The sequence below is a fragment of the Nocardia sp. NPDC003726 genome (assembly GCF_053586955.1).
The window spans coordinates 227,174-249,988 of the sequence record NZ_JBSFNF010000006.1 but is presented as its reverse complement, the minus strand read 5'-3'; the positions used below and the strand labels follow the sequence as shown (position 1 = coordinate 249,988).

General features: G+C 69.2%; 18 protein-coding genes and 1 pseudogene. 8 read left to right on the top strand and 11 right to left on the bottom strand.

Annotated elements, in window-relative coordinates; translation table 11 throughout:
- Positions 1-186 precede the first annotated feature (186 nt).
- The gene (locus ACWDMM_RS11150) at positions 187-1,083 is read right to left on the bottom strand and encodes a transglutaminase family protein (RefSeq protein ID WP_357108595.1); all 897 of its coding nucleotides are present in this window, start codon (positions 1,081-1,083) and stop codon (positions 187-189) included.
- The gene (locus tag ACWDMM_RS11145) at positions 1,080-4,091 is read right to left on the bottom strand and encodes a circularly permuted type 2 ATP-grasp protein (RefSeq protein WP_449937122.1); all 3,012 of its coding nucleotides are present in this window, start codon (positions 4,089-4,091) and stop codon (positions 1,080-1,082) included. Before ACWDMM_RS11145 ends, ACWDMM_RS11150 begins: the two co-directional genes overlap by 4 nt.
- Positions 4,092-4,368: 277 nt before the next feature.
- Here ACWDMM_RS11145 and ACWDMM_RS11140 point away from each other — a divergent pair, with 277 nt between their 5' ends.
- Together ACWDMM_RS11140 and ACWDMM_RS11135 are read left to right on the top strand one after the other, a co-directional pair.
- Positions 4,369-4,575, top strand: coding sequence for a hypothetical protein (locus ACWDMM_RS11140; protein ID WP_195079806.1), 207 nt, complete (start codon positions 4,369-4,371; stop codon positions 4,573-4,575).
- 21 nt (positions 4,576-4,596) lie between these two features.
- A complete protein-coding gene (locus ACWDMM_RS11135; protein WP_195079805.1) occupies positions 4,597-5,241 on the top strand; it encodes a hypothetical protein in 645 nt (214 codons plus the stop codon).
- 6 nt (positions 5,242-5,247) lie between these two features.
- Here the strand turns inward: ACWDMM_RS11135 and ACWDMM_RS11130 are convergent, their stop codons facing one another.
- The 3 genes from ACWDMM_RS11130 to ACWDMM_RS11120 form a co-directional block, all read right to left on the bottom strand.
- Complete coding sequence (locus tag ACWDMM_RS11130; protein WP_195079804.1) at positions 5,248-5,865, bottom strand: LysE family translocator; 618 nt, start codon at positions 5,863-5,865, stop codon at positions 5,248-5,250.
- 63 nt (positions 5,866-5,928) lie between these two features.
- Entirely contained in the window at positions 5,929-6,537 is a 609-nt protein-coding gene (recR, locus tag ACWDMM_RS11125) for a recombination mediator RecR (RefSeq protein ID WP_195079803.1), read from the bottom strand.
- 13 nt (positions 6,538-6,550) lie between these two features.
- Positions 6,551-6,883: a YbaB/EbfC family nucleoid-associated protein gene (locus ACWDMM_RS11120; protein WP_195079802.1), complete on the bottom strand. Its 333-nt coding sequence runs from the start codon at positions 6,881-6,883 to the stop codon at positions 6,551-6,553.
- 192 nt (positions 6,884-7,075) lie between these two features.
- Between ACWDMM_RS11120 and ACWDMM_RS11115 the strand changes: the two genes are divergently transcribed.
- Genes ACWDMM_RS11115 through ACWDMM_RS11105 form a run of 3 tightly spaced genes read left to right on the top strand, consistent with a single transcriptional unit; the run spans position 7,076 to position 8,924 of the window.
- Positions 7,076-7,699, top strand: a complete 624-nt coding sequence (locus tag ACWDMM_RS11115; protein ID WP_195079801.1) for a hypothetical protein — start codon at positions 7,076-7,078, stop codon at positions 7,697-7,699.
- A gap of 51 nt (positions 7,700-7,750) precedes the next feature.
- The gene (locus ACWDMM_RS11110; RefSeq protein WP_195079800.1) at positions 7,751-8,563 is read left to right on the top strand and encodes a MerR family transcriptional regulator; all 813 of its coding nucleotides are present in this window, start codon (positions 7,751-7,753) and stop codon (positions 8,561-8,563) included.
- A 13-nt stretch (positions 8,564-8,576) separates the two neighbouring features.
- Positions 8,577-8,924, top strand: coding sequence for a VOC family protein (locus ACWDMM_RS11105; RefSeq protein WP_195079799.1), 348 nt, complete (start codon positions 8,577-8,579; stop codon positions 8,922-8,924).
- Positions 8,925-8,979: 55 nt separating this feature from the next.
- Here ACWDMM_RS11105 and ACWDMM_RS11100 read toward each other — a convergent pair whose 3' ends face one another.
- Entirely contained in the window at positions 8,980-9,414 is a 435-nt protein-coding gene (locus ACWDMM_RS11100) for an SRPBCC family protein (RefSeq protein WP_195079798.1), read from the bottom strand.
- A gap of 206 nt (positions 9,415-9,620) precedes the next feature.
- Here ACWDMM_RS11100 and ACWDMM_RS11095 point away from each other — a divergent pair, with 206 nt between their 5' ends.
- The gene (locus tag ACWDMM_RS11095; protein WP_195079906.1) at positions 9,621-11,063 is read left to right on the top strand and encodes an FAD-binding oxidoreductase; all 1,443 of its coding nucleotides are present in this window, start codon (positions 9,621-9,623) and stop codon (positions 11,061-11,063) included.
- A complete protein-coding gene (locus ACWDMM_RS11090; RefSeq protein ID WP_449937117.1) occupies positions 11,060-12,376 on the top strand; it encodes a class I SAM-dependent methyltransferase in 1,317 nt (438 codons plus the stop codon). Before ACWDMM_RS11095 ends, ACWDMM_RS11090 begins: the two co-directional genes overlap by 4 nt.
- Before the next feature lie 10 nt (positions 12,377-12,386).
- On the opposite strand, the gene ACWDMM_RS11085 is transcribed toward ACWDMM_RS11090, so the two are convergent.
- Positions 12,387-15,968 carry a protein kinase domain-containing protein gene (locus ACWDMM_RS11085; RefSeq protein ID WP_449937115.1) on the bottom strand — a complete coding sequence of 1,194 codons (3,582 nt, stop codon included), beginning with the start codon at positions 15,966-15,968 and terminating at the stop codon, positions 12,387-12,389.
- A 399-nt stretch (positions 15,969-16,367) separates the two neighbouring features.
- On the opposite strand from ACWDMM_RS11085, the gene ACWDMM_RS11080 reads away from it, so the two are divergent.
- Entirely contained in the window at positions 16,368-16,850 is a 483-nt protein-coding gene (locus ACWDMM_RS11080) for a MarR family winged helix-turn-helix transcriptional regulator (RefSeq protein ID WP_323124472.1), read from the top strand.
- Here the strand turns inward: ACWDMM_RS11080 and ACWDMM_RS11075 are convergent.
- The 4 genes and pseudogenes from ACWDMM_RS11075 to ACWDMM_RS11060 all read right to left on the bottom strand — a co-directional run.
- A complete protein-coding gene (locus ACWDMM_RS11075; RefSeq protein ID WP_357108609.1) occupies positions 16,847-17,944 on the bottom strand; it encodes an esterase-like activity of phytase family protein in 1,098 nt (365 codons plus the stop codon). The two genes, ACWDMM_RS11080 and ACWDMM_RS11075, sit on opposite strands and share 4 nt — an antisense overlap.
- A gap of 114 nt (positions 17,945-18,058) precedes the next feature.
- Positions 18,059-20,209: a 3-hydroxyacyl-CoA dehydrogenase NAD-binding domain-containing protein gene (locus ACWDMM_RS11070; RefSeq protein ID WP_323124471.1), complete on the bottom strand. Its 2,151-nt coding sequence runs from the start codon at positions 20,207-20,209 to the stop codon at positions 18,059-18,061.
- A 114-nt stretch (positions 20,210-20,323) separates the two neighbouring features.
- Entirely contained in the window at positions 20,324-21,538 is a 1,215-nt protein-coding gene (locus ACWDMM_RS11065) for an acetyl-CoA C-acetyltransferase (protein WP_195079794.1), read from the bottom strand.
- 327 nt (positions 21,539-21,865) lie between these two features.
- Positions 21,866-22,815: pseudogene (locus tag ACWDMM_RS11060) on the bottom strand (hypothetical protein); the annotation flags it as partial.

Here is a 22,815-nt window from a genome sequence, read left to right as displayed (position 1 = left end):
TAGCACCATGAGCCGGACTACCTTCGTGTGCCGATGACGCGATAGGAGAGGTGGGAAGGAACCGGACCTCGAGGTCACCGATGGCTTCATCGCCCTGGTCGACGGTGAGTTCGAACCCGATCCGCCGGGGCTGGTGGCTTCTGAGCCCGGCGAAGCGCGCCACCGGTGGATAGCAGGTCGTAGTGCTCAGGCGTCCACCGAGGTGACGTCGACGGAGACGGTGATCGCGCTGTCCTTGGCGTCGGTGTAGATGATGCCGCGCAAAGGAGGGACGTCGGCGTAGTCGCGGCCCCAAGCCACGGTGATGTACCGCTCGTCGCCGAGCTGGTCGTTGGTGGGGTCGAGGTCGATCCACCGGCCCGAGCGGTCGGGTCCCGCGCCGGGCGTCCACACCGCCGCCCAGGCATGCGTGGCGTCGGCGCCGACCATCCGCTCCTTGCCCGGCGGCGGATCGGTGGCCAGGTAGCCGGACACGTACCTGGCGGCGAGGCCGTGCGACCGCAGGCAGGCGACCGCGAGGCGCGCGAAGTCCTGACAGACGCCTGCGCGGGCCGCGAACACGTCGGCCACCCGGGTGGACACCGTCGTGGCGCCGGAACGGTAGGCGAAGTCGGTGTAGATCCGCGTGTTCAGCTCGGTCACCGCGTCCAGCAGCGGCCTGCCCGGCCACAAGGATTCGGCCGCGTACGCGACGAGCTCGGAAGTGATCTCCTCAGGGTGCAGATCGAGGGCGAACTCCACGGCGAACGGCCCGTTCGCCCCCGTCGGGCGCGCGCGTTCCCACGGTTCCGCCGCCGGGCCCGCGTCATCGCGGAAGGGAACGTCCACATCGACGAGTGATTCACCGACGACCGTCAAAGCGCGATGCTCCGTGGTGACGTGGAAATAGGACGTGATGTTGCCGTACACGTCCGCCCCGACCGACCGGTCCGATGGAGCGGGGTCGATCCGGATCTCATGGGCGAGCAAGCGCTGGCCGGGCAGATCGCGCGGCGTCAAGTACGCGCGCCCGTAGGAGTTGATGACCTCGCCGGAGTACGAGTACTTGGTGCGATGCTCCACCCGGTAGCGCCGGCCGGTCATCCGACGACCTGCGCGCTGCCCCACAGCGGCTGGATGTCCACCGGCAGCGACAGCGTCGTGGTCTCGAAGGATTCCGATACCTTGCGCAGGCGCGAGTGCACACCCTCCAGCAGCTCCGCCAGTTCGGTGCGCCGGTCGTCCGCGTCGGTGACCTCGAGGTCGTCGGGGTCGAGGCGGCGCAGCATGCGGCGCGCGTCCGCCAGCAGCCGCTGTGGACGCGACGAGCCGGACGCACCGGGCAGCGCCTGGAAATCGGCGTGCAGGCGACCCAGTTGATAGGCCAGCGAGCGCGGATTGGCGGTGTCGAACAGCAGCAGCTCGGCGACGTTCGAGATCCGCACGGAATCCTGGTGGCGCCGACGGTAACTCACCGACGACTCGGTGGCGCGCAACACCCATTCGGTGACCTCGCGCTCGATCTCCTCCGGGTAGCGCTGGGTCAGCGCGGCCGACAGCACGGCGGTCAGGGCGAGGCCACGCTCGATCCGTTTGCCGATGTCCCTGACGTGCCACCCGGTGTCGCGGATCAGCGACTCGCCGTCGATCCCGGACAGCGCGAGCAGCCCGGCCAGGGTCCGCGAATGCACGTCCGACAGCTCCGCCTCCTGATCGTCCACCGCGGCCAGGTAGCAGGCCAGCGCGCGTTCGACCGCGCCGAGGATCATCCAGGTGTCCACCGACAGCTGGTCGCGCACGGCACGCGCGGCGTTGCCGTACCGATCGATGGCGAAGGCCAGTGATCCGGGCAGCTCCCGGTCGATCGTCAGCGCGACGAGGTAGTCGTGGCCCGCGCGGGACGCGCCCGGCACTCGGTGTGCCCGCGGGGCGGTGTCCTGCGCCGCACCGGTCGTCTCGTCGTCCGGTCGTTCGGCGACGGCCTCCATACCGGCCGTAACGGGTTGTGGCACACCGGCCACGGCTTCGTCCCTGGTCACGGCGGAGCGGCGTTCGATACCGGAATCGACCGCACGCCGAGCAGGCTCGGTGGCGGGAACATCCTCGGCCGACCGGCGACCGGGAGACCGCGACGCCGGGGTGCCCTCCGCGCGCTCGCCCGTACCGGGCAGCGCCGGTAGGGCATCGGAAGACCAGGCGGGCGAGCGCTCGTCCCCGTACTGCGTGACACCTCCATCGAGGCCTGCCCCCGACGGAGCGAGCATGCCGCGATCGGCCGAACTCTGCTGCGGCGCTGGGGCTCTCACCTCGGCGCCGAAAAGTCCGTCGGTCGGCGCAGGGGTGGCGGTGGTCCGGCCGAGCGCGGCCAGGAGGATCGGCAACGCGCCCGCGCCTTCCAGCCACGGCCGGTACCGGAACTCCTGGTAGCGCTCGTGGGTGGCGATGAGAAGCCGGGCGGTGTCCTCCGCGCGCTCGCCGTAGCGGCCGATCCAGAACAGGTCGTTGAGCACGCGCGGAGAGCTGATCGCCGCGACGACCGGAGCGGTGCGCCGCGGCTCGCGCGGCGGCTCGGTGCTGATCGCGGCGGCGGCCGTCGGCGCGGCGCGCACCCAGATGTCCTTGGCGGCGACTTTGCGCGCGACACGGTCGGTCGTGCGCTGCCGCACCTGGCCGAGACCGCCGGACAGCACGGTGTAGCCGCGCCGATGGGCGAGCGAGAACAAGCGCATGCCGACCGGAGCCGCGGCGAGGCCGGCCTGCTCGCGGACGGCGGGCGCGACGGAGAACTGTGCCGGTTCCTGGCCCACCCACTGCCATCCGTGCGCACCGATGCGCGCCTTCAGCTCGTCGCGCTGCTCCCGGCTCAGCTCGGGACCGAACAGCGCGGCGCCGTGGACCGCCGAACGGAGAACCAGCTTGTCCAGATTCGCGATCAGATGCTCCCGCTCCCGCTCCCGCCCGCCCCAGTACGAGGGCGCGCTGTCCAGCAGCAGGTCCTCACCGAGCAACGCGCGCGCCAGGGCGGGCAGGAATCCGGTCAGCGCGGGATTCTCCAGCAGTCCGCTGCCGAGCGTGTTCACCACGGTCACCGCGCCCCGGCGCAGCACCTCGACCAGGCCGACCACGCCCAGTCGCGAATCCGGCCGTAGGTCCAGCGGATCGGACAATTCGGCCTCGATCCGGCGCAGCACCACGTCCACCCGCTTCAGCGTGCCGAGCGAGCGCATCCACAGCGCGCCGTCGCGCACCACCAGGTCCGCGCTCTCCACCAGCGGAAAGCCGAGGGTGGAGGCGAGATAGGCCTGATCGAACGCGGTCTCGGAATGCACGCCGGGGCTGAGCACGACGACCACCGGCTCGTCGTCGTCGGTCTGCGCGGATTCGATCAGCATCAACCGCATCGCCCTGGCGAAGGGCGTCAGCGGACGGGGATTCGCGTGCTCGAACGCCTCCGGGATCGCCGTCGCCACCACCCTGCGGTCGGCCAGCGCGTATCCGGCGCCGGAAGGCGCCTGCGCCCAGTCCGCGAGCACGCGGAAGCGGCCGTCGCTCCAGCGGCTGAGATCGCAGGCGTGCAGGAACAACTGGTGGCGCCCCGGCACGGTGATGCCGTGCGCGGCCCGCACGTAGCCGCGGTGGCCGAACACGATCTCCGGCGCGATCAACCCCGAGGCGAGCGTCCTGCGCGGCCCGTAGATGTCGGTGAGCACCTCGTCGAGCACGCGGGAACGTTGTTCCAGCCCGGCTTCCAGCCGGCTCCAGTCGTCCGCGGCGACCGGCAAGGGAATCGGATCGAGGCGCCACGGCGCCGGGGTCGCGGCTTCGGCCGACGCGCCGGCCTCGAGGTAGCTGATGCCGTCGTCATCGATCAGCCTGCGCACCCGGCTGTCCAGCCTGCCGAGACCGTCCTCGCCGAGTTCGGCGAAGTCCGCGGACAATTGCGACCACACCCGGCGCACCTTGCCGTCCACGTCGACCAGTTCGTCGTAATAGCCCGCGACGGGCGCGCCGCACTCGTCGTAGGCGGCGGTGGCGGCGGCCTCACCGCGATAGCGCGCGACCTGTTCGCGCACGGTGGTCGCGGTCACCCGCCGCTCATCGCGCAACGTCACCGCGCCGACCTCACTTTCGCCGCCGTCCGTGCCCAACGGTCGCCGAATGCTGTCCAGGCGGTCAGTACCGATCGCGCCCGGGGCACCGCAAGTGTGGGCTGTGCAGCCATTTTCGCATGTCACGGCTAGCGCACCTGGCACATCGGCGGTGCGTCCACATCCGGTTGCACGATGTTTGCCCGATACCCGACTGTGCGACACACGGGCGCGGGTCCCACCGCGCGGCCCGCGCCGGTGGTATCACCGAACGACGACAACGATCTCGTCAGGAGGTCATATGCGTAAATCCAACTGCTCTTCTTGCGAATCCGCGTTCGACCACTGCCACGGCACCCTGATCGTGCACGTGAGCCGGATCGCCGAATGCACCGACGAGCACTGCCTCGAACTCGACCACGCCAGGCACGCCTTCGTCCTCGATTGCCGCGACCTCGCCGGCGGGTGCCGGTGCGGCGAGGACGAGACGGCCCGGCGCCGCGCCTGAACGGTTCCGTACTCTGGCCCGGTGAGCTATGACCACGTGTTGCTGCCGTCCGGAGTCGCGTCGTCGATCGCGGAGGTCGACGCCTACCTGAGCACTCAGCAGGGCGTCCCCGAGTCGGAGGCGGTCGCGCGGATCGCCGCCGAACTGAACAGACGCAACGCGGAACTGCCCGAGGAGGACAACTTCCTCAGCACCGCGCCGGTCGGCGGCGCGGCCACCGGCGCGGCACTGCACGTGGCCTGCCCCTACGACGCGATCGGCTTCGTCCGGCACTTGCTGTTCGAACTCGCCACACCGTTGAACTACGCCGTCTACGACCCGCAGCTGGCCTGGCTGATCGATCCCGCCGGGCATGTCAGGGCCATCGTCACCCACGGCGGCGCGGGCGAGTTCCCGTACCTGACCGAAGCGCTGGTCCAGCAGTGGATCCCGGAGCTGAGCCCGCCCAACCCGTATCTCGTCGTCGAACGCGGCGAGCAGTTCTACATACAGACCTACCGGGAGAACTCGGGCGCTTACACCGTGGAATACCGGGACGGCTCCCCCGACAAGCATTTCGGCACCACCGTCTCCGATCCCGCCACCGTGGCCGCGCTCATCTGGGGCTGGGCCAACGACGACCGCTCCCGCTTCACCGGCCTGCCCTGGGCGCGCGTCGATCTCTGAACCCGGTCACTGGTTCTGAACGGCCAACCGGCCCGCGAGCGCGAGGAACGAGGCGCCGAAGACCCTGCGCGTCCAGGTGACCACGGCTGGGCGGGAAACGACCTGATCGCGGACGGCGGCGGCGCACGCGCCGTACACCGCGAACACCACCAAGGTGGCGAGCATGAAGATTCCGCTCAATTCGAGCATGCGGGCCAGCGCGTCCGGCGTGCCGGTGGGTACGAACTGCGGCAGGAACGCGAAGAAGAAGATGGTCAGTTTGGGGTTGAGCAGGTTCAGCAGCACCGCCGAGGCGATCACTTTCCGCACCGTGGGCGCGGTGTGCCCGGTCTGCTCCGGCACGGCGAGCGCGCCCTTGTCCCGGAACGTGGTCCAAGCCATGTACACCAGGTAAGCGACGCCCAGGTACTTCAGCGTCTGGAACGCGACCGCGCTGGCGTCGAGCAGCGCGGCCAGACCCGTGATGGCCGCGATCAAGTGCGGGACGATGCCGAGCGTGCAACCGAAGGCCGCGATCACCGCGGCCCGCGCACCGCGAGACAGCCCCGCCGCCAACGTGAACAGCACACCGGTGCCGGGGGTGGCGACGATGACGAGCGTCGTCAGCACGAATTCGATGCTCATCCCCGACACGGTAACGCACGCCCGGCGCGGCGCAATGCCCGTGCCGGGAGGCGCTTTCGGGAGCTACAGCGCGCGTCGGCCGGACAGCGCGCGCCCGAGGGTCAGCTCGTCGGCGAACTCGAGGTCGCCGCCCATCGGCAGGCCCGAAGCCAGCCTGGTCACGCTCAGACCGGGGAAGTCGCGCAGCATGCGGACCAGATAGGTGGCGGTGGCCTCGCCTTCGGTGTTCGGATCCGTCGCGATGATCACCTCGCTGACGTCGACGCCGTCCTCCTGATTACCGATGCGCGCCAGCAGTTCCCGGATCCGCAGTTGGTCGGGACCGATGCCGCTGAGCGGATCGAGTGCGCCACCGAGCACGTGGTATCGACCGCGGAATTCCCTGGTGCGCTCGATCGCCTGCACGTCCTTGGGCTCCTCGACCACGCAGATCATGGTCCGGTCCCGGCGCGGGTCGGCGCAGATGCGGCACAGCTCGCCGTCGGAGACCGTCCCGCAGCTCACGCAGAACTGCACACCGTCGCGCACCTTCTGCAGCGCGGCCTGCAGCCGGTCGATCTCCGGCGGCTCCACGTGCAGCAGGTGAAAGGCGATGCGCTGCGCGCTCTTCGGACCGACGCCGGGCAGCTTGCCCAATTCGTCGATCAGATCCTGGACCGGACCCTCGTACAACTGCTACCTCGGCTCAGAAACCGGGCAGCGAACCGCCGCCGAAGCCACCGGACAGCGGTCCGAGCCGTTCGGCGGCGATGCGCTGCGCGTTGGCCATCGCGTCGTTGACCGCGCCGATGACCAGGTCCTGCAACGTCTCGACGTCGTCGGGATCCACGGCCTTCGGGTCGATGGTCAGCGACACCACCTCACCGCTCGCCTTGAGCCTGACCTGCACCAAGCCGCCGCCTGCCGCGCCGTCCACCTCGGTCGCCGCGATCTCGGCCTGCGCCTCCATCACCGCCTGCTGCATCTGCTGCGCCTGGGCGAGCAACTGTTGCATATCGAACTGGCCACCTGGCTGCACGGGAGAGTCCTCTCTGGAGAAGGTGTCATCGGCCAGCCTAGTCCTGCCGCGGCGCGGCAACGGCGCGGCCCGACGGTCCCGGGTGCGCGGCGCATGGTGGATAACAGGTTGGGTAGTTCCGATTGGAACCGACCGATCGCGCCCTACCATCGACACCTAGTCGGAGCGCGGTGGGCAAACCTGGAGCCAAAGATGATCGCAGTTCGTGCACGTTTCCTGAGCACCCTGGTGCTCACGCTCGGTGTTCCCGGCATCTTTCTCGGCGCCGCGGCGTCCGCGGACCCGGATATCACCGATGCGACCGAGGTGATCGACACGCAAGAGGCCGTCGAGCCCGCGACCGCCCCGGCGGTCGCCGACTACGGGGGCGGCTGCGTCCTCTACCCCGACGACAAGGCGGCGACGCTCGATTCGCTGCGCTTCCGGTGCTCCCCGGAGCAGCAGGACGCCATCTTCCGCGCCGCGCCTCTCGGCGCCGTTCCGGTCGGCGTGAAATCGGGCTGGGTCACTCGTCCGCCGGTCATGCAGGCCGTCGCGCCACCGCTGTGGATCGGCAAGACCTTCTACACCGGCCCGGACGGCGGCTACCTGATGAACCGGATCACCGGCGCGGGCATCGAGGGCTGGCGCGCCGACGTCTACTCCGCGCCCGCCCTGACCGACGGGCAGCCCGCTTGGGCACTGAACTACGCACCGTCCCCGACGCCGCCGGTCTACGACGAGATCCGGGAGGTCACTCCCGGTGTGTGGTTCGGCTACTCGTGGTGGCGCGGCGCGTTCCAGACCACCCTGCTGCTGACCTTCGCGCTCGCCTGAACAACGGGTGTCGTTTGACCCTCCCGCCACTGGAGGGTGTTGGCTGATGCCATGACGGCGACCGTCCCCATCGGGGAATTCTCCAGGCTGAGCAATCTCAGCGTGAAGACGTTGCGCTACTACCACGAGATCGGCCTGCTCGCTCCGGCCGATATCGACGCGAGTTCGGGCTATCGCCGGTACGCGACGGCGCAGGTGACCCAGGCTCAGTTGATCCGGCGGCTGCGTGAGCTGGACATGCCGGTTCCGGAGATCCGCGCCGTGCTGGCCGCGCCGGACGAGAACGCGCGTGACGCCACGCTGCGCGCGCATCTGGAGCGTATGGAGGCCGAGCTGGCCCGTACCCGCGCGGTCGTGGCCTCGCTGCGCGCGCTGCTGACGCCGTCCGCTCCGATCACCGTGGAGTATCGCGCGGTCGCGGCGTTCCCGGCGGCGGCGATCGGCGCGACGGTGGCGCGCGAGCACATCGGCGAGTGGTGCGCTTCGACGTTCCAGGCGTTGTACGAGGCGCTGGCCGCCGCGAACATCGCGCCAGCGGGCGTCGGCGGCGCCACCTACGGCACCGATTTCTTCGAACAGGACGAGGGCGAGGTCGTCGCGTTCGTGCCGGTCGCCGACGCGGAGGTGGCCCTGCCCCCGCGGCTTTCGGCGATCGAGTTACCCGCGCGCCGTTTCGCCGTCGCCGTGCACGAGGGCCCGTTCGTCGATTTCGACCGCACCTACGGCGCGCTCGGCAGTCATGTCGCCGAACACGATGTGGCGCTGCCGGAGCCGATCCGCGAGATGTACCTGCTCGGACCGGACGTGTCCGACGATCCCGCCGCCTACCGGACCGAAGTGTGCTGGCCCGTGGCCCAGCCGTGAAAAGGAGATATCCATGACGATCTCGATCGCCCACGTCACCATCGATTGCGCGAATGCGGGCGCACTCGCCGAATTCTGGTCACGATTGCTGGACACGCCCGTCGATCCCGGCCCCACCCCGGAGTTCGCCACCGTCGGCCGTACCACGGGCGCCGCGACCCCGCTGATGTTCATCCGGGTGCCCGACAAGAACCCTGGCAAGAACGTCATCCACCTCGACCTGCTCGCTTCCGGCCGGGACGAGGTCGAACGCGCGATCGATCTGGGCGCGAAGCACGTCGCCGACTTCGACGAGTGGGGCATGAAGTGGACGACGCTGGCCGATCCCGAGGGAAACCTCTTCGACGTCGCGGCCGAGTAGACCGCGTGCAGACCCGCGACGACGGCCCGAACGGACCGTCGTCGCGTCCGTCCGATCAGGCCAGTTCGCGCTGCAGGTTGGCGAGCACTTCGGCCTGGATCTTCTTCAGCCCGAGCGGCGCGAAGATGCCCTCGAAGATGCCCGCGATGCCGCCAGCGCCCTTCCAGGTGGTGCGCAGCGTGACCCGCGCGCCCGTGCCCTCCGGGGTGACGGTCCAGGTGTTCACCAAGGTGGAGTTCGAGTCACGCTCGGTGACAATGGAATCGGACACCGTGACCACCGCGTGCACGTTGCGCGAGCGCTTCTCGGTGGCCTGCAACGTCCACTCCGCGACGGTGCCCGCGCCCTTGCCGCCCTCGACCACCTTGTAGTCGCGGTAGTGCGAGGAGAGGATGCGCGGACGCACCGTGTCGTAGTCGGCGATGGCCTCCAGCGCACGCTGCGGGTCCGCCGCCACGTCGATCGAACTACTGGCGCTGACCTGTCCCACAATGAGCTCCTTGTCCGGATGCGGTGTCTCGACGGATCTCCATCCTGCCCTGCCCGCGCCGGAGCGAAGCGGCGAGGGCGCAGCGTGTGGCGAACTTCTCCGGACAATTCGGTATTCCCCTTCGCAACATATGCGTGACATTTCTCCACGACCGTGGCCGAGCGGTGGCCCCGCCGAATGGTCCGTACTAGCGTCGAGGGGTGGCAGTGAGTCTGTTGGGGAAGGCCGGACACCCACCGGCCGCACGCGAATCAGGATTTGCCGCGCATCGAGCGGGCGTGGACCGCCTCCTGGCGAGTTACCGCGCCATACCCGAGCACGCCAACGTCCGTTTGGCCAAGAAGACCTCGAACCTATTCCGCGCCAGGGCCAAGAACACCGCGCCCGGCCTCGACGTCTCGGGGCTGACCAGGGTGATCGCGGTGGACCCCGCCGCGAGAACCGCCGACGTGGCCGGCATGACCACCTACGAGGAGCTGGTCGCCGCCACCCTCCCGTACGGGCTCGCGCCGCTGGTGGTCCCCCAGCTCAAAACCATCACGCTGGGCGGCGCGGTCACCGGACTCGGCATCGAGTCCACCTCCTTCCGCAGCGGCCTGCCGCACGAGTCGGTGCTGGAGATGGACGTGCTGACCGGCGCGGGCGAGATCCTCACCGCCACGCCGGACAACGAACACGCCGATCTGTTCCGCGGCTTCCCGAATTCCTACGGCACGCTGGGCTACACGGTCCGGCTCAAGATCGAGCTGGAAGAAGTCCAGCCGTACGTCGCGCTGCGGCATCTGCGCTTCCGGGACCTGCGCGAACTGGAGGCCACCCTCGCGACGATCGTCACCGACCGGGTGCACGCGGGCGAGCCCGTCGACTATCTCGACGGCGTCGTGTTCTCCGCCGAGGAGAGCTATCTGACGCTGGGCCGCAGGACCGACGAACCCGGCCCGGTCAGCGACTACACCGGAATGGACATCTACTACCGGTCCATCCAGCACGACGGCGACACGCCCAAGCGCGACCGCCTGACCCTCCACGACTACCTGTGGCGCTGGGACACCGACTGGTTCTGGTGCTCGCGCGCCTTCGGCACGCAGAATCCGAAGATCCGCCGGTTCTGGCCGAAGCGCTACCGGCGCAGCAGCTTCTACTGGAAGCTGGTGGCCCTGGACCACAAGTACGACATCGGCGACAAGCTGGAGGCCCGCAAGGGCAATCCCCCACGGGAGCGGGTCGTGCAGGACATCGAAGTGCCGGTGGAACGCACCGCCGACTTCATGGAGTGGTTCCTGCGCGAGATCCCGATCGAGCCGATCTGGCTGTGCCCGCTGCGTTTGCGCGAGACCGGCGGCGCCGAACGCCCCGGCGGACGCACTTGGCCGCTGTATCCCTTGGAGCCGGGCCGCACCTACGTCAACGTCGGATTCTGGTCGGCCGTGCCCACCGTCCCCGGGCAGCAGGAGGGCGCGGCCAATCGCGCCATCGAGCAGAAGGTGACCGAATTCGACGGTCACAAGTCGCTGTACTCGGATTCCTATTACGACAAGGATGAGTTCGCGGCGCTCTACGGCGGAAACACCTACACCGAACTGAAGAAACGCTACGACCCGGACCAGCGCCTGCTGGATTTGTATTCGAAGGCGGTGCAACGCAAATGACGACATTCAAGGACCGTTCCGATGTCTTTGCCGATCTCGGGACCAAACTCAGCATTGCCGAGATCTTCGAGACCCTCGTCGAGGGCGAAGTCCCGATCTGGTTGACGGCCTACGACGGCAGCGCGACCGGCCCCGAGGACTCGCGGTTCGCCCTGGACATCCGGACCCCGCGCGGCATCAACTATCTGGCCACGGCCCCCGGTGACCTCGGCATGGCCCGCGCCTACATCTCGGGCGACATGACCGCCAGCGGCGTGCACCCGGGTGATCCGTACGAGCTCCTGAAGGCGATGGACGGGTTGAAGTTCCGCCGTCCGTCCGCGCTGGCCCTGGTGACCATCGCGCGCTCGCTGGGCTGGGAGCGGCTCAAGCCGGTCGCCCCGCCGCCGCAGGAGACGCTGCCGCGCTGGCGGCGGATCGCTTTCGAGGGGCTGCGCCACTCCAAGACGCGCGACGCCGAAGCCATCCACCACCACTACGACGTGTCGAACGCCTTCTACGAGTACGTACTCGGCCCGTCGATGACCTACACCTGCGCGGCCTACGGCGACGAGAGCTGGACGCTCGAGCAGGCACAGGAGAACAAGTACCGCCTGGTCTTCGAGAAGCTGCGGTTGAAGGAGGGCGACCGGCTGCTCGACATCGGCTGCGGCTGGGGCGGCATGGTGCGCTACGCCGCCAAGCGCGGCGTCAAGGTGATCGGCGCGACGCTCTCGGCCGAGCAGGCGGACTGGGCGCAGAAGAAGATCGCCGAGGAGGGCCTGGCCGATCTGGCCGAGGTGCGGCACTCCGACTACCGCGACGTGCCGGAGGGCGAGTTCGACGCGGTGTCCTCGATCGGGCTCACCGAGCACATCGGGGTGCACAACTACCCGTACTACTTCGAGTACATCAAGAACAAGCTGCGCGACGGCGGCCTGTTCCTGAACCACTGCATCACCCGCCCGGACAACACCCGCACCACCAAGGCGGGTGATTTCATCGACCGCTACGTGTTCCCCGACGGCGAGCTGATCGGCTCCGGCCGGATCATCTCCGAGATCCAAAACATCGGGCTCGAGGTGCTGCACGAGGAGAACCTGCGCGAGCACTACGCCCTGACCCTGCACGAATGGTGCAAGAACCTGGTCGCCAACTGGGACGCCTGCGTCGCGGAGGTCGGCGAGGGCACCGCGAAGGTGTGGGGACTGTACATGGCCGGCTGCCGGCTCGGCTTCCAGCGCAACGTGGTGCAACTGCACCAGGTGCTCGGCGTCAAGGTGCCGTCCGACGGCGACTGGACCGTGCCGCTGCGCCCGTGGTGGCAGCCGTGATCCGGTTCGTTCAGTAGATCTTGCTGCCCGCCTCGTTCAACAGTTCGTCCAGGAACGAGGCGGGCAGTTCGATGTCACCGACCTGCGCCGAGGCGGGCAGGTCGGTGCGCAGCACGCGCAGGATGCCGACCACGCCGGGGCCCGCGTCCAGCAGCGGCCTCGTCCAGCCGAGGTCGGCGCAGGTCGCGACGGCGGGCAGCAGCAGGTTGGTGGCCTCGCCCACCCAGCCCGCGGCGGCCAGGCATTCCGCGAGCAGCAGCGCGGCGTCCAATTGCGCTCGGGGGCGGTGCTTCTGGCGCGTGTGGTCGTAGAGCGCGCGAGCGCGGCGCACGGCGCGATCGTCGGAGCCGAGCCGGTGGTCGGCGAGCAGCGCGCGGATGACGGCGAGTTCCTCGGCCTCCGCGGTGAGCAGGGCGGCGCCGGTCAGCCGGTGCGCCGCCTGCAACGGCGTCGACTCGCTGAGATCGGTGTACCGGCGGTCCGCGGCCTCCAGCGGCAGCCCCAGGCGCAGCCGTTCGGCCCTGATGTGCGCGGACAGCCGGGGCAGGCGGTTGTCGGCGGCGATGCGCGCGCCCTCGTCCAGCCGGGTGGCGGCGGTGAACAGGTCCCCGCGAACCGCCTTGACCCGGGCGCCGACGACGAAGGTGGAGATCAGGAAATCCACCGGTCCGACGCGGGTGACCAGCTGGTGGCTCTCGTCGAGCCGCAGGTCGGCGGTGTCCAGATCGCCTGCGCGGTAGCTCATCTCACCGAGCAACGCGGCGGCCACGCGCATCGCGTGCGAGCGCGGGCCAGAGCGCTCTCGCGCGGAATCCCACGCCTGCTGGAAACAGCGGGTCGCGGTGGCGACGTCTAGTTGTTCGTAGGCGGCCGCGCCTTGGCCGCAGCGGCCGAACACCAGGCCGAGCGAATCCTTCGAGCGTTCGTGATACTCCTCGGCCCATTCCTGGATCTCGCGCGCGCCCTCGAAGTCGAATCCGCACAGGCGAACGAAGGAGGTGAGGTTCGCCGCCGTCGAGACCGTCCACGCGGGTAGATCGTCCGGCTCCCGCAGACAGTCGGCGACCCGGTCCAGCACGCCCTCGGTATGGTCGCGCGCGATCTGATCGGCGGCGGCGAGCACGGCCGCCTGGCAACGCTGCACGCGCACGTCGGCATCGCCGGTGGCGCCGCGGGCCAGGATGTTCGACAGCCTGCCCAGCGCGTTGCGCGCCGCGCCGGACTGCTGGAGGTTGACGTTCGCCCTCGCCACCGCCATCAGCAACTTCGAGCGCGAGGCCACCTGCTGCATCGGCAATTTCGACACGCTGCCGAGCAGGGTGGCTAGGCGGGAACCGTCGATCAGATCCATCCCGCCGCCCTCGAGCAGGTCCAGCGCCATCTTCAGGTCGGTCGCCGCCAGCGCGTGGTCGACCGACTTGCGCAGCAACTGGTGTTCGGCGTACCAGCGCGAGGCCTTGCGGTGCAGCGACTTCAGCTTTCCGGGGTGGACGCGCTCGAGCCGGGTCCGCAGATGCTCGGCGAACAGCGGCTGCATCCGGAACCACTCGGGGTCGTGCTCGATGCGCCGCAGGAACAGCTCGCGCTGCTCGGCCTGCTCGAGCAGCTGTTCGGCGTCCGGCTCCCCGGACAGAGCGGCGGCGAGCGAGCCGCACACCCGTTCGGTCACCGCGATCGACATCAGGAACTCGAGCATTTTCGGTTCCAGGGTGTCCAGAACGTTCTCCGCCAGGTATTCGCGGATGCCGTGGTTGCCCTCGGAGAGGGTGGCGATCAACTGGGCCGGGTCGGCGTTGCCGCGCAAGGACAGGCCGACCAGCTGGATGGCCGCAGGCCAGCCGTCGGTGGCGGTGTGGATCTCGGTGACCTGCTCGGGCGTCAGGTCGAACCCGTTGCGATCCACGAGAATCTGACGGGTTTCGGCTTCGGTGAGGCGCAGCGCGGCCGAGCCGATCTCGACCAGTTCGTCGTGCACCCGCATGCGGCTGGTCGGCAGGCCGGACTGCTCGCGGCTGGTCACCACGAAACGCAGGTGGTGGCAGCCGTTGTCCAGCAGGGCCTCCATCGCGCGATGCGCCCCCGCGTCGGTGATCCGCTGCCAGTCCTCGACGATCACCACCACCGTCTTGCCCGCCGCGTGGATCTCGTCGATGAGGGTGGGGATCACGAAGGCGGCGGCGTCGGCGGGCCGCTCCTCCAGCACCTGTTCCAGACCGGCGCCGACCTCGGGATGCACCCGCCGGATCGCCTGGATCAGATGGGCCAGCAGCCAGATCTCGTTGTCGTCGTCGCGGTCGATACCGATCCACGCGACCGCGACATCGCCTTCGGTGAGCTCGGCGCGCCACTGTGCGGCCAGCGTGCTCTTGCCGAAGCCCGCGGGCGCGTGGATCACCGCCAGCCTGCGCCGCCCGCCCGCCCGCAGGATGTCCAGCAGCCGCGGGCGCGCTATCGGCTCGCGCGTCGGCGTCGGCGGCCGGAACTTGGTCACGGCCGTCGGCGGCGCCGTCGGCACGGCCGTCGGATGCTGGGAGACGGCGGGCCGCAGCGTCAGCGGCCAACTGCGCCGCGCGGTGACCGCTGGACGCGAGCCCGTCCACGCCATGGTCGGATCGCCGACGGCGGCCGGGGTGGCCGGCTCCGGCTCCGGCGTGGTCTCCAGCAGGGCCATCTCGTCCGGCAACTGATCGTGTCCGCGCTGCACGGTGCGCAGCATTTCGCCGAACTCGTAGGCGCTGGCCGGACGATCCCGCGGATTCGGCGCCATGGCCTGTTCGATGACGGTGGCGACATCCGGTGGAATGTCCTGTTCCCGCAGATCGGGCACCGGCTGGGTGGTGATCCGCAGGAACTGCGCGACCACCCGTTCACCCGCCTGCCGCTCGAAGGCCGCGTGCCCGGTGAGCAAGGCGAACAGCGTCGAACCGAGGCCGTAGACGTCGGAGCGGACGGTCGGCTCGTCGCCTTTGAGGACCTCCGGCGCGGTGAACGCGGGCGAACCGGTGATCATGCTGCTCGACGTCCGGAAGCCGCCCGGGATGCGGGCGATGCCGAAATCCGTCAGCTGCGGTTCGCCGTAGCCGCTGAGCAGCACATTGGCCGGTTTCACGTCACGGTGCAGAATCCGGGCGCGGTGGGCGCTCTCGATGGCGCCCGCCAGCTTGACCCCGGCACGTAGCGAATCCGCCCACGTCAAGGGGCCTTGCTCGCGGATCAGCTTCTCCAGCGACCCATGGGTGCAGTACGGCATGACGATGAGCGGCATGCCGGTCGGCGTCACGTCCACCTGGAGTATGTCCACGATGTTCGGGTGGCCCGACAGCCTGCCCATGGCCTGTTCCTCGCGCAGGAACCGCTCCCGGCTCTCCTGGTCGATCTCCGATGGCAGCACCTTCACCGCGACCACACGGTCCAGCGCGGTCTGGACGCAGCGGTAGACCACCCCGAATCCGCCGCGCCCGATCTCCACCGCACCGGACAGGCCCATCGCCTCGAGTTCGTCGGCGATGTCGACGGGCGTCTGCCGCTGCGTCTTCGCCTCGGCCGCAGAAGATTCCGGGCGCACCCGGCCCGAACGCGTCTGTGGATTCATGTGATCACCTCGAACACTCACATCGAATCGGCGACATCGGCGACCAATTCCGCGCCGGCTTCCGGACGCCGGGTCCGATATGCCTGCGCATACTCCAACGTAGCGCGGCCCGGTATCACGCGGGTGACGTTTCCGAACAGGTCGGGTGTGTTCCGCGTCCGCGTGTTCCGCGCCGCCGATCGTTCCGATCGGAACTCGTTGACCAGCGCGAAAAGGACGCTCCGGCGCACCTTTGCGAGTGTCGTCTCGAGTGTGACCATCGCCACGTCGGGTCTACCCGTGCGGATATCCGGAGCAGCTGGGGCCAAGCACGCCGCCCATGATAGGTTACTTCTTAGGAGAGCTTTCTTCTTTACAGAACTCTCTTTACGAAAGAAGACATTAGGTGCGGAGGAAACCGTGTCGACATCTGAACCCAGCCAGGAGTCCGCGGCGCGCGGCGTCCGCTCGGACGCCAGCGAGGTCTACCGGCGCTATCTGAGCGCGGTGATGCTGCACGGACAAGCGGGGGCGCGGGCGGTCGATCTCGGCGCCACCGATCTCTACGCGCTCAACATCCTCGAACTGGCCGGCCCGATGACGCCGGGCGAACTCGGTGCGCGCAGCGGACTGACCACCGGCCCGACCACGCGGCTGATCGACCGCTTGGAGGACGCGGGCTATGTCCGCCGCGCACCCGTCCCGGGCGACCGTCGCAAGGTGATCGTCGAATTGATCGGCAAGCCCGCCGATCTCGACGAGGTGCTCGCCCCCGCGCGGCAGCGCATCGGCGAGATCATCGGCGGCTACACACCCGAACAGCGCGAGGTGCTGTTCGACTACTTCACCAGGGCGGCCGCCGCGTATCAGGCCGCCGCCGAGCAGCTGCGGCCGACGGATTAGGCCACCGCGAGGGCGATGACCTGGGTGATCTGGCGGCTGTCGAAATTGTCGTCGCTGACCAGCACCAACGTCCGCTCGCCGGACGGCAGGCGCGGACCCCAGGTCATGCCCTCGACATTGTCGACGGCGGGGAGTCCGACGTCGTCGAGATCCACCAGCAACCGCTTGGCCGCCGGGCGAGCCGCGCCGATCGGGGCATCGATGATGTTGGTCGCGGCGCTCAGGTCGGCCTCGTAGAGGCGGATCTTGTTGGGCGTCCCCGGCGAGAAGGATCGTTCCAGCACAAGCACTTTCGCGGGGTCGAGCGGATCGGCGGCGAGGATGGAGGCGATCCCGTTCGATCCGCGACCTGGCTCCGGCCGCGACTCGGCGAAGACCGGGTCCAGCGGATACGCGTACTGGGCCAGCACCGGCCCGGATCGAGCCTGGACGGTGATCCGAGTGAGAGACCCGCTCGTCGTAGTCGCCGCAGGACCGTCCGGCAGCAGCGACTCTTCCGTCGCGGTGGCGAACAGTGTGCCGCCCGCGAGGAAGGTCGCGCCCTCCAGCGCCTGATTCTGGCGCGGCCCTGAGCCGGGGAGCATCCGCTCGTTCTCCGGAATAGGGAGCTCACCGGCGTAGGAGCCGTCCGGGTGCGCGATCCGCACCGACGGGTCCTGCAGCACGGCGCCGTCCCGCTCACCCTCTTGCGTCCAGTAGTAATCGCCGGTCCACGGGTCCACTCGGATCTCCTCGGGGTCCACCGACATCGGCGCGTAGGGCACGCCCGCCGCGGTGAGCAGCGGCCGGGTGCCGGTGAACGTCACCGGCCCGACTCCGCCCTCGCCCACCTCGAAGCGCGCGGTGTAGTACCGCGCGGGGTTCTTGTTCGATCGGTCGTCGCTGATCAGCACGAATTCGCCGGTACGCGGCGAGTAATCGATGCCGGAGAGGCCGCCGACGGCGGTGCCTGCGAAATTCACGCCCGATGCGACGACCTGCTCGCCCAGCAAGCGCACCGATGGCGCCGCCCCCGGATCGGCAACCGCCACCGGGGCCGAGGCGAGCGCGAGGGCGCAACTGGCGATCAGAGCATGGCGACTACGTCTCGGCACGTCTGCCAACTTATCGCGCCGAACGGACGCGAAGATTCACGGGCGGGAACACAGCGGAAGCCCGCCACCGCGAAAAGCGATGGCGGGCTTCGCCGCTGCGTTTGCGTCGCGCGACTACTTGCGCAGCGAGGCCGGAACCTCGAAGCGCTCGCCGTAGGTCTTGGCGAGGTAGTCGGCGCGCTCCACGAAGGCCTCCTGGCCACCGGGGTAACCGACGATGAACTGGTGCACACCACCGGTCCAGGCCGGGAAGCCGATGCCGAAGATCGAGCCGATGTTGGCGTCGGCGGTGGAGGTGAGCACGCCCTCGTCGAAGCACTTCTGGGTCTCGATCGCCTCCGCGAACAGCATGCGGTCGATCAGATCCTGCAGCGGGACACCGAAGTCCGCCGTGGTCTTGAAGTGCTCACGCAGGCCGGGCCACAGACCGGTGCGCTTGCCGTTCTCGTCGTACTCGTAGAAGCCCGCCTTCTCCAGGCGGCCCGGACGGCCCTCGGCCACCATGTAGTCGATGACGTCCTGCGCCGGGTGCCGCTTGCTGCCGAGGGTGGTGTCGCCGGACTGGGCGGCCTCCTCGGTCTCCTTGGCGATCTTCTGCATGAGCTTCATGTTCAGCTCGTCCGACAGCTGCAGCGGCGCGGCCGGGTAGCCCGCCTGCAGACCGGCCTGCTCGATGGTGGCGGGCTCGATGCCCTCCTTGAGCATGGCGATCGCCTCGTTGACGAAGGTGCCGATCACGCGAGAGGTGAAGAAGCCGCGGCTGTCGTTGACGACGATCGGGGTCTTCTTGATGGCGAGGGTGTAGTCGAACACCCTGGCCAGCGCCTCGTCCGAGGTCTTCTCACCCTTGATGATCTCCACCAGCGGCATCTTGTCGACCGGCGAGAAGAAGTGGATGCCGATGAAGTCCTCCTGGCGCTTCACGCCGGTCGCGAGACCGGTGATCGGCAGGGTGGAGGTGTTCGAGCCGAGCAGCGCGTCGGGGGTGACGATGTCCTCGATCTCCTGGAACACCTTGTGCTTGAGTTCGGTGTTCTCGAAGACGGCCTCGATGACGAAGTCGACGCCGGCGAAGTCGGCCGCGTCCGCGGTCGGCTTGATCCGGTCCAACAGCGCCTTGGACTTCTCCTCGGTGGTCTTGCCCCGGGAGAGGGCCTTGGCCTCGATCTTCTCGGAGTAGTTCTTGCCGCGCTCGGCCGCCTCGATCGAGACGTCCTTCAGCACGACCTCGTAGCCCGCCTTCGCGGAGACGTACGCGATGCCCGCGCCCATCATGCCCGCGCCGAGCACGCCGACCTTCTTGATCTCCTTCTTCGGCACGTCCTTCGGACGCGAGCCGCCGTTGTTGATCGTCTGCAGGTCGAAGAAGAACGCCTGGATCATGTTCTTCGCGACCGGGCCGGTGAGCAGGTGCACGAAGTAGCGGGACTCGATCAGCGACGCGTTGTCGATGTCGACCTGCGAGCCCTCGACCGCGGCGGACATGATCGCGCGCGGCGCGGGCATGTTCGCACCCTTGATCTGCTTGCGCAGGTTCGCGGGGAACGCGGGCAGGTTGGCCGCGAAGGCCGGGGAGGACGGGGTGCCGCCGGGGATCTTGAAGCCCTTCTTGTCCCAGGGCTGCACGCCGGCCTCGGGGTTGGCCTTGATCCACGCCTTGGCGGCGGGAACCAGCTCCTCGATCGAGCCGACCAGCTCGTCGATCAGGCCGATCTCCTTGGCCTTGGCCGGCTTGTTGCGCTGGCCCTGCAGCAGCACCTGCATCAGGGCGTTCTGCAGGCCGAGCATGCGCACGGTGCGGATGATGCCGCCGCCCGCGGGCAGCAGGCCGAGGGTGGCCTCGGGCAGACCGATCTGCGAACCGGGCACGTCCGCCGCGATGCGGTGATGGGTGGCCAGCGCGATCTCCAGGCCACCGCCGAGCGCCGCGCCGTTGATCGCGGCGACGACCGGCTTGCCCAGCTGCTCCAGGCGACGCAGGGCGCTCTTGATCTCGGTGAGCTCCTCCATCAGCGCCTGGGCGTCGTCCGGGCCGACCTTCATCATGTTCTTCAGGTCGCCGCCGGCGAAGAAGGTCTTCTTCGCGGAGGTCAGGACGACACCGGTGATGTTGTCCTTCTCCGCCTCCAGCCGGTCGACGGTGGCCGTCATCGACTTCTTGTACAGCTCGTTCATCGTGTTGGCGCCCTGGTTCGGGTCGTCCATCGTCAGCACGACGATGCCGTCCGAATCCTGCTCCCAACCGATCATGTTGGTTTCGCTCACAGCTCTGTGTCTCCTAAGTGAATTGGCGGCGTTCGCGGCCCTACGTGGTTACGCAGGCTGCCGCCTCCGGGCCTGACGCTCACGCCGCGTGAATTCTCAGCTGTCGGTTGGGGCTCAGACCCGCTCGATGATGGTGGCCACGCCCATGCCGCCACCGATGCACAGGGTGATCAGCGCGTAGCGGCCGTTGCGGCGCTCCAGCTCGTCGACCATGGTGCCGGTGATCATCGCGCCGGTCGCGCCGAGCGGGTGGCCCATCGCGATGGCGCCGCCGTTGACGTTCAGCTTCTCGTCCGGGATGTTCAGGTCCTTCTGGAACTTCAGCACCACGGAGGCGAACGCCTCGTTGATCTCGACCAGGTCGATGTCGTCGAGGGTCAGGCCCGCCTTGGCCAGCACCTTCTTCGAGGCCGGGGTCGGGCCGGTCAGCATGATGGTGGAGTCCGCGCCGCTGGTGGCGGTCGCGACGACGCGCGCACGCGGGGTCAGGCCGGAGGCCTTGCCCGCCTCTTCCGAACCGATCAGCACGAGCGCGGCGCCGTCGACGATGCCGGAGCTGTTGCCGCCGTGGTGCACGTGGTTGATCTTCTCGACGAAGTGGTACTTCTGCAGCGCCACCGCGTCGAAGCCGCCCATCTCACCGATCACGGCGAAGGAGGGCTGCAGCTTGGCCAGATCCTCGGCGGTGGTGCCGGGGCGCATGTGCTCGTCCTTGTCCAGCACCACGATGCCGTTCTGGTCCTTGACCGGAACGATCGACTTGGCGAAGTAGCCGCCGGTGGTGGCCTTGGCGGCCAGCTCCTGCGAGCGCACCGCGTAGGCGTCGACGTCGTCGCGGCTGAAGCCCTCGATGGTGGCGATCAGGTCCGCGGAGACGCCCTGCGGGACGAAGTAGGTGTCGTAGTTGGTGGCCGGGTCCAGCGCCCACGCGCCGCCGTCGGAGCCCATCGGCACGCGCGACATCGACTCGACGCCACCGGCGATGACCAGGTCGTCGAAGCCGGAGCGCACCTTCTGGGCGGCGAGGTTGACCGCCTCGAGGCCGGAGGCGCAGAAGCGGTTGAGCTGGAAGCCGCCGACGGTGTCGGGCAGGCCGGCCACGGTGACCGCGGTACGGGCGATGTCCGCGCCCTGGTCGCCGACCGGCGCCACCACGCCGAGGATCAGGTCGGAGATCCGGTCCTCGTCGAGGTTGGGGAAGCGGCCGCGCAGTTCCTGGATCAGACCAACAGTCAGGTCGATCGGCTTGACCGAGTGCAGCGAGCCGTTCTTCTTGCCACGGCCGCGCGGAGTGCGGATGGCCTCGTAAATGTAGGCCTCTGTGGTCATGGAGTGTTCCTTCCTCAATTGCGGCGGCCGGACGTTCGTCCGTCCGAGCGCTCCTGTGCGGTCGGCCGGTACGTTCGTCCGTCCGAGCGCTCCTATGCGGCGACACCGCGGGTGCGGTATGGCTGCGGCTGACCTCGCCGACCGGCCTTGCGGCCGACCGTTCCTAACGCTGTACAAAACCAGGCAGGCAAGGACGAACGCACGGCCAGGTCGCCCGTACGCCTGGGCATACCATAGAACGTCGGCGTACCGAAGCTCCCGGCTACCCGTCCATACTACCGTGGAGTGCGAACTCCGGTTAACTTAACGTCGTGAGAGCGGTGGTTGTCAACCATCCAGCCGTGTGGCACCAAGCTCACTCTTCAGCAATTCGAGGGCGACCTCGTCCGGGTCGCGCCGGTCGCCGGGAGCCACCGGATCGGCCGCGGCGGCCATCATCTCCTGCTCCTCTTCCGGGGTCGAGGCGGGAATGACCCGGGCCCGGTCCCAGTCCAGGTCGGCGGCCGCGACGTCCGCACTCGGCGCGGCGTCGTAGCGCGGATAGTCCGCGGGGCCCGGGTCGTCGGGTAGGTCGGGGTAGTCGGGCGGCGGGATGTCGTCGTCCGCCGGATACGGGCGCTGATCGGCGCCGCCGGGCCGGGAACGCCCCGCGCCGCCCGCCTTGTCGGCGTTCTTCGCCTGGCTCGGGCGGGAGAAGCGAGGCGCGGGCGCGGCAGTTCCGCGGCCTGCCGCGTTGCCGGATTCACGTCCCGGCGGATTGGCCGCCTGCCCGCGGGTCCGGTTCGCGGCGGCGCCCGATCGGGGAGCCGGGGCCGGCCGTTGCGGCGCGCCGCCCGCTTCCCAGCGCACCTCGTGGTCGCGGCCGAGCACGGCACGCACCGCCGACCGGACCGCCTCGAGATTGCGCGGATCGGACAGGCGCTGGGCCAACGGCGCGTGCTGGTGCGCGAAGACGATCACCTCGCCCTCCACCCGGGCGACCGACGCACCGGCGAGCATCGCCTGCACGGCCGCGCCGAACTCACGCACCTTGGCGCGAATGTCCGCCCACGCGGATTCCACCTCGCGCAACAGATCACCGCTCGGCACGGGAGCGGGCCCGTCGGCAGGCTCCGGCGCGGACGTGTTGGCAGCCGGTGCGCCGGATCGATCCCGGTCGGCCTGCCCGGTGACAGGAGCCCGGGCGGCAGAAGACTCGACGGCCTGATCGCCCCGGGTCGCGGCATCCCGCGCCGCACCGGAGTCGGCGTCGCCGTGATCACGCCGGGCCCCGATAG

What these genes read in the sequence shown, in the direction of transcription:
- ACWDMM_RS11140 (WP_195079806.1), top strand. Translation starts at nt 4,369, where the DNA reads ATGCGTAAATCCAACTGCTCTTCTTGCGAATCCGCGTTCGACCACTGC.
- ACWDMM_RS11110 (WP_195079800.1), top strand. Translation starts at nt 7,751, where the DNA reads ATGACGGCGACCGTCCCCATCGGGGAATTCTCCAGGCTGAGCAATCTC.
- ACWDMM_RS11090 (WP_449937117.1), top strand. Translation starts at nt 11,060, where the DNA reads ATGACGACATTCAAGGACCGTTCCGATGTCTTTGCCGATCTCGGGACC.
- ACWDMM_RS11150 (WP_357108595.1), bottom strand. Translation starts at nt 1,083, where the DNA reads ATGACCGGCCGGCGCTACCGGGTGGAGCATCGCACCAAGTACTCGTAC.
- ACWDMM_RS11085 (WP_449937115.1), bottom strand. Translation starts at nt 15,968, where the DNA reads ATGAATCCACAGACGCGTTCGGGCCGGGTGCGCCCGGAATCTTCTGCG.
- ACWDMM_RS11130 (WP_195079804.1), bottom strand. Translation starts at nt 5,865, where the DNA reads ATGAGCATCGAATTCGTGCTGACGACGCTCGTCATCGTCGCCACCCCC.
- ACWDMM_RS11065 (WP_195079794.1), bottom strand. Translation starts at nt 21,538, where the DNA reads ATGACCACAGAGGCCTACATTTACGAGGCCATCCGCACTCCGCGCGGC.
- ACWDMM_RS11115 (WP_195079801.1), top strand. Translation starts at nt 7,076, where the DNA reads ATGATCGCAGTTCGTGCACGTTTCCTGAGCACCCTGGTGCTCACGCTC.
- ACWDMM_RS11105 (WP_195079799.1), top strand. Translation starts at nt 8,577, where the DNA reads ATGACGATCTCGATCGCCCACGTCACCATCGATTGCGCGAATGCGGGC.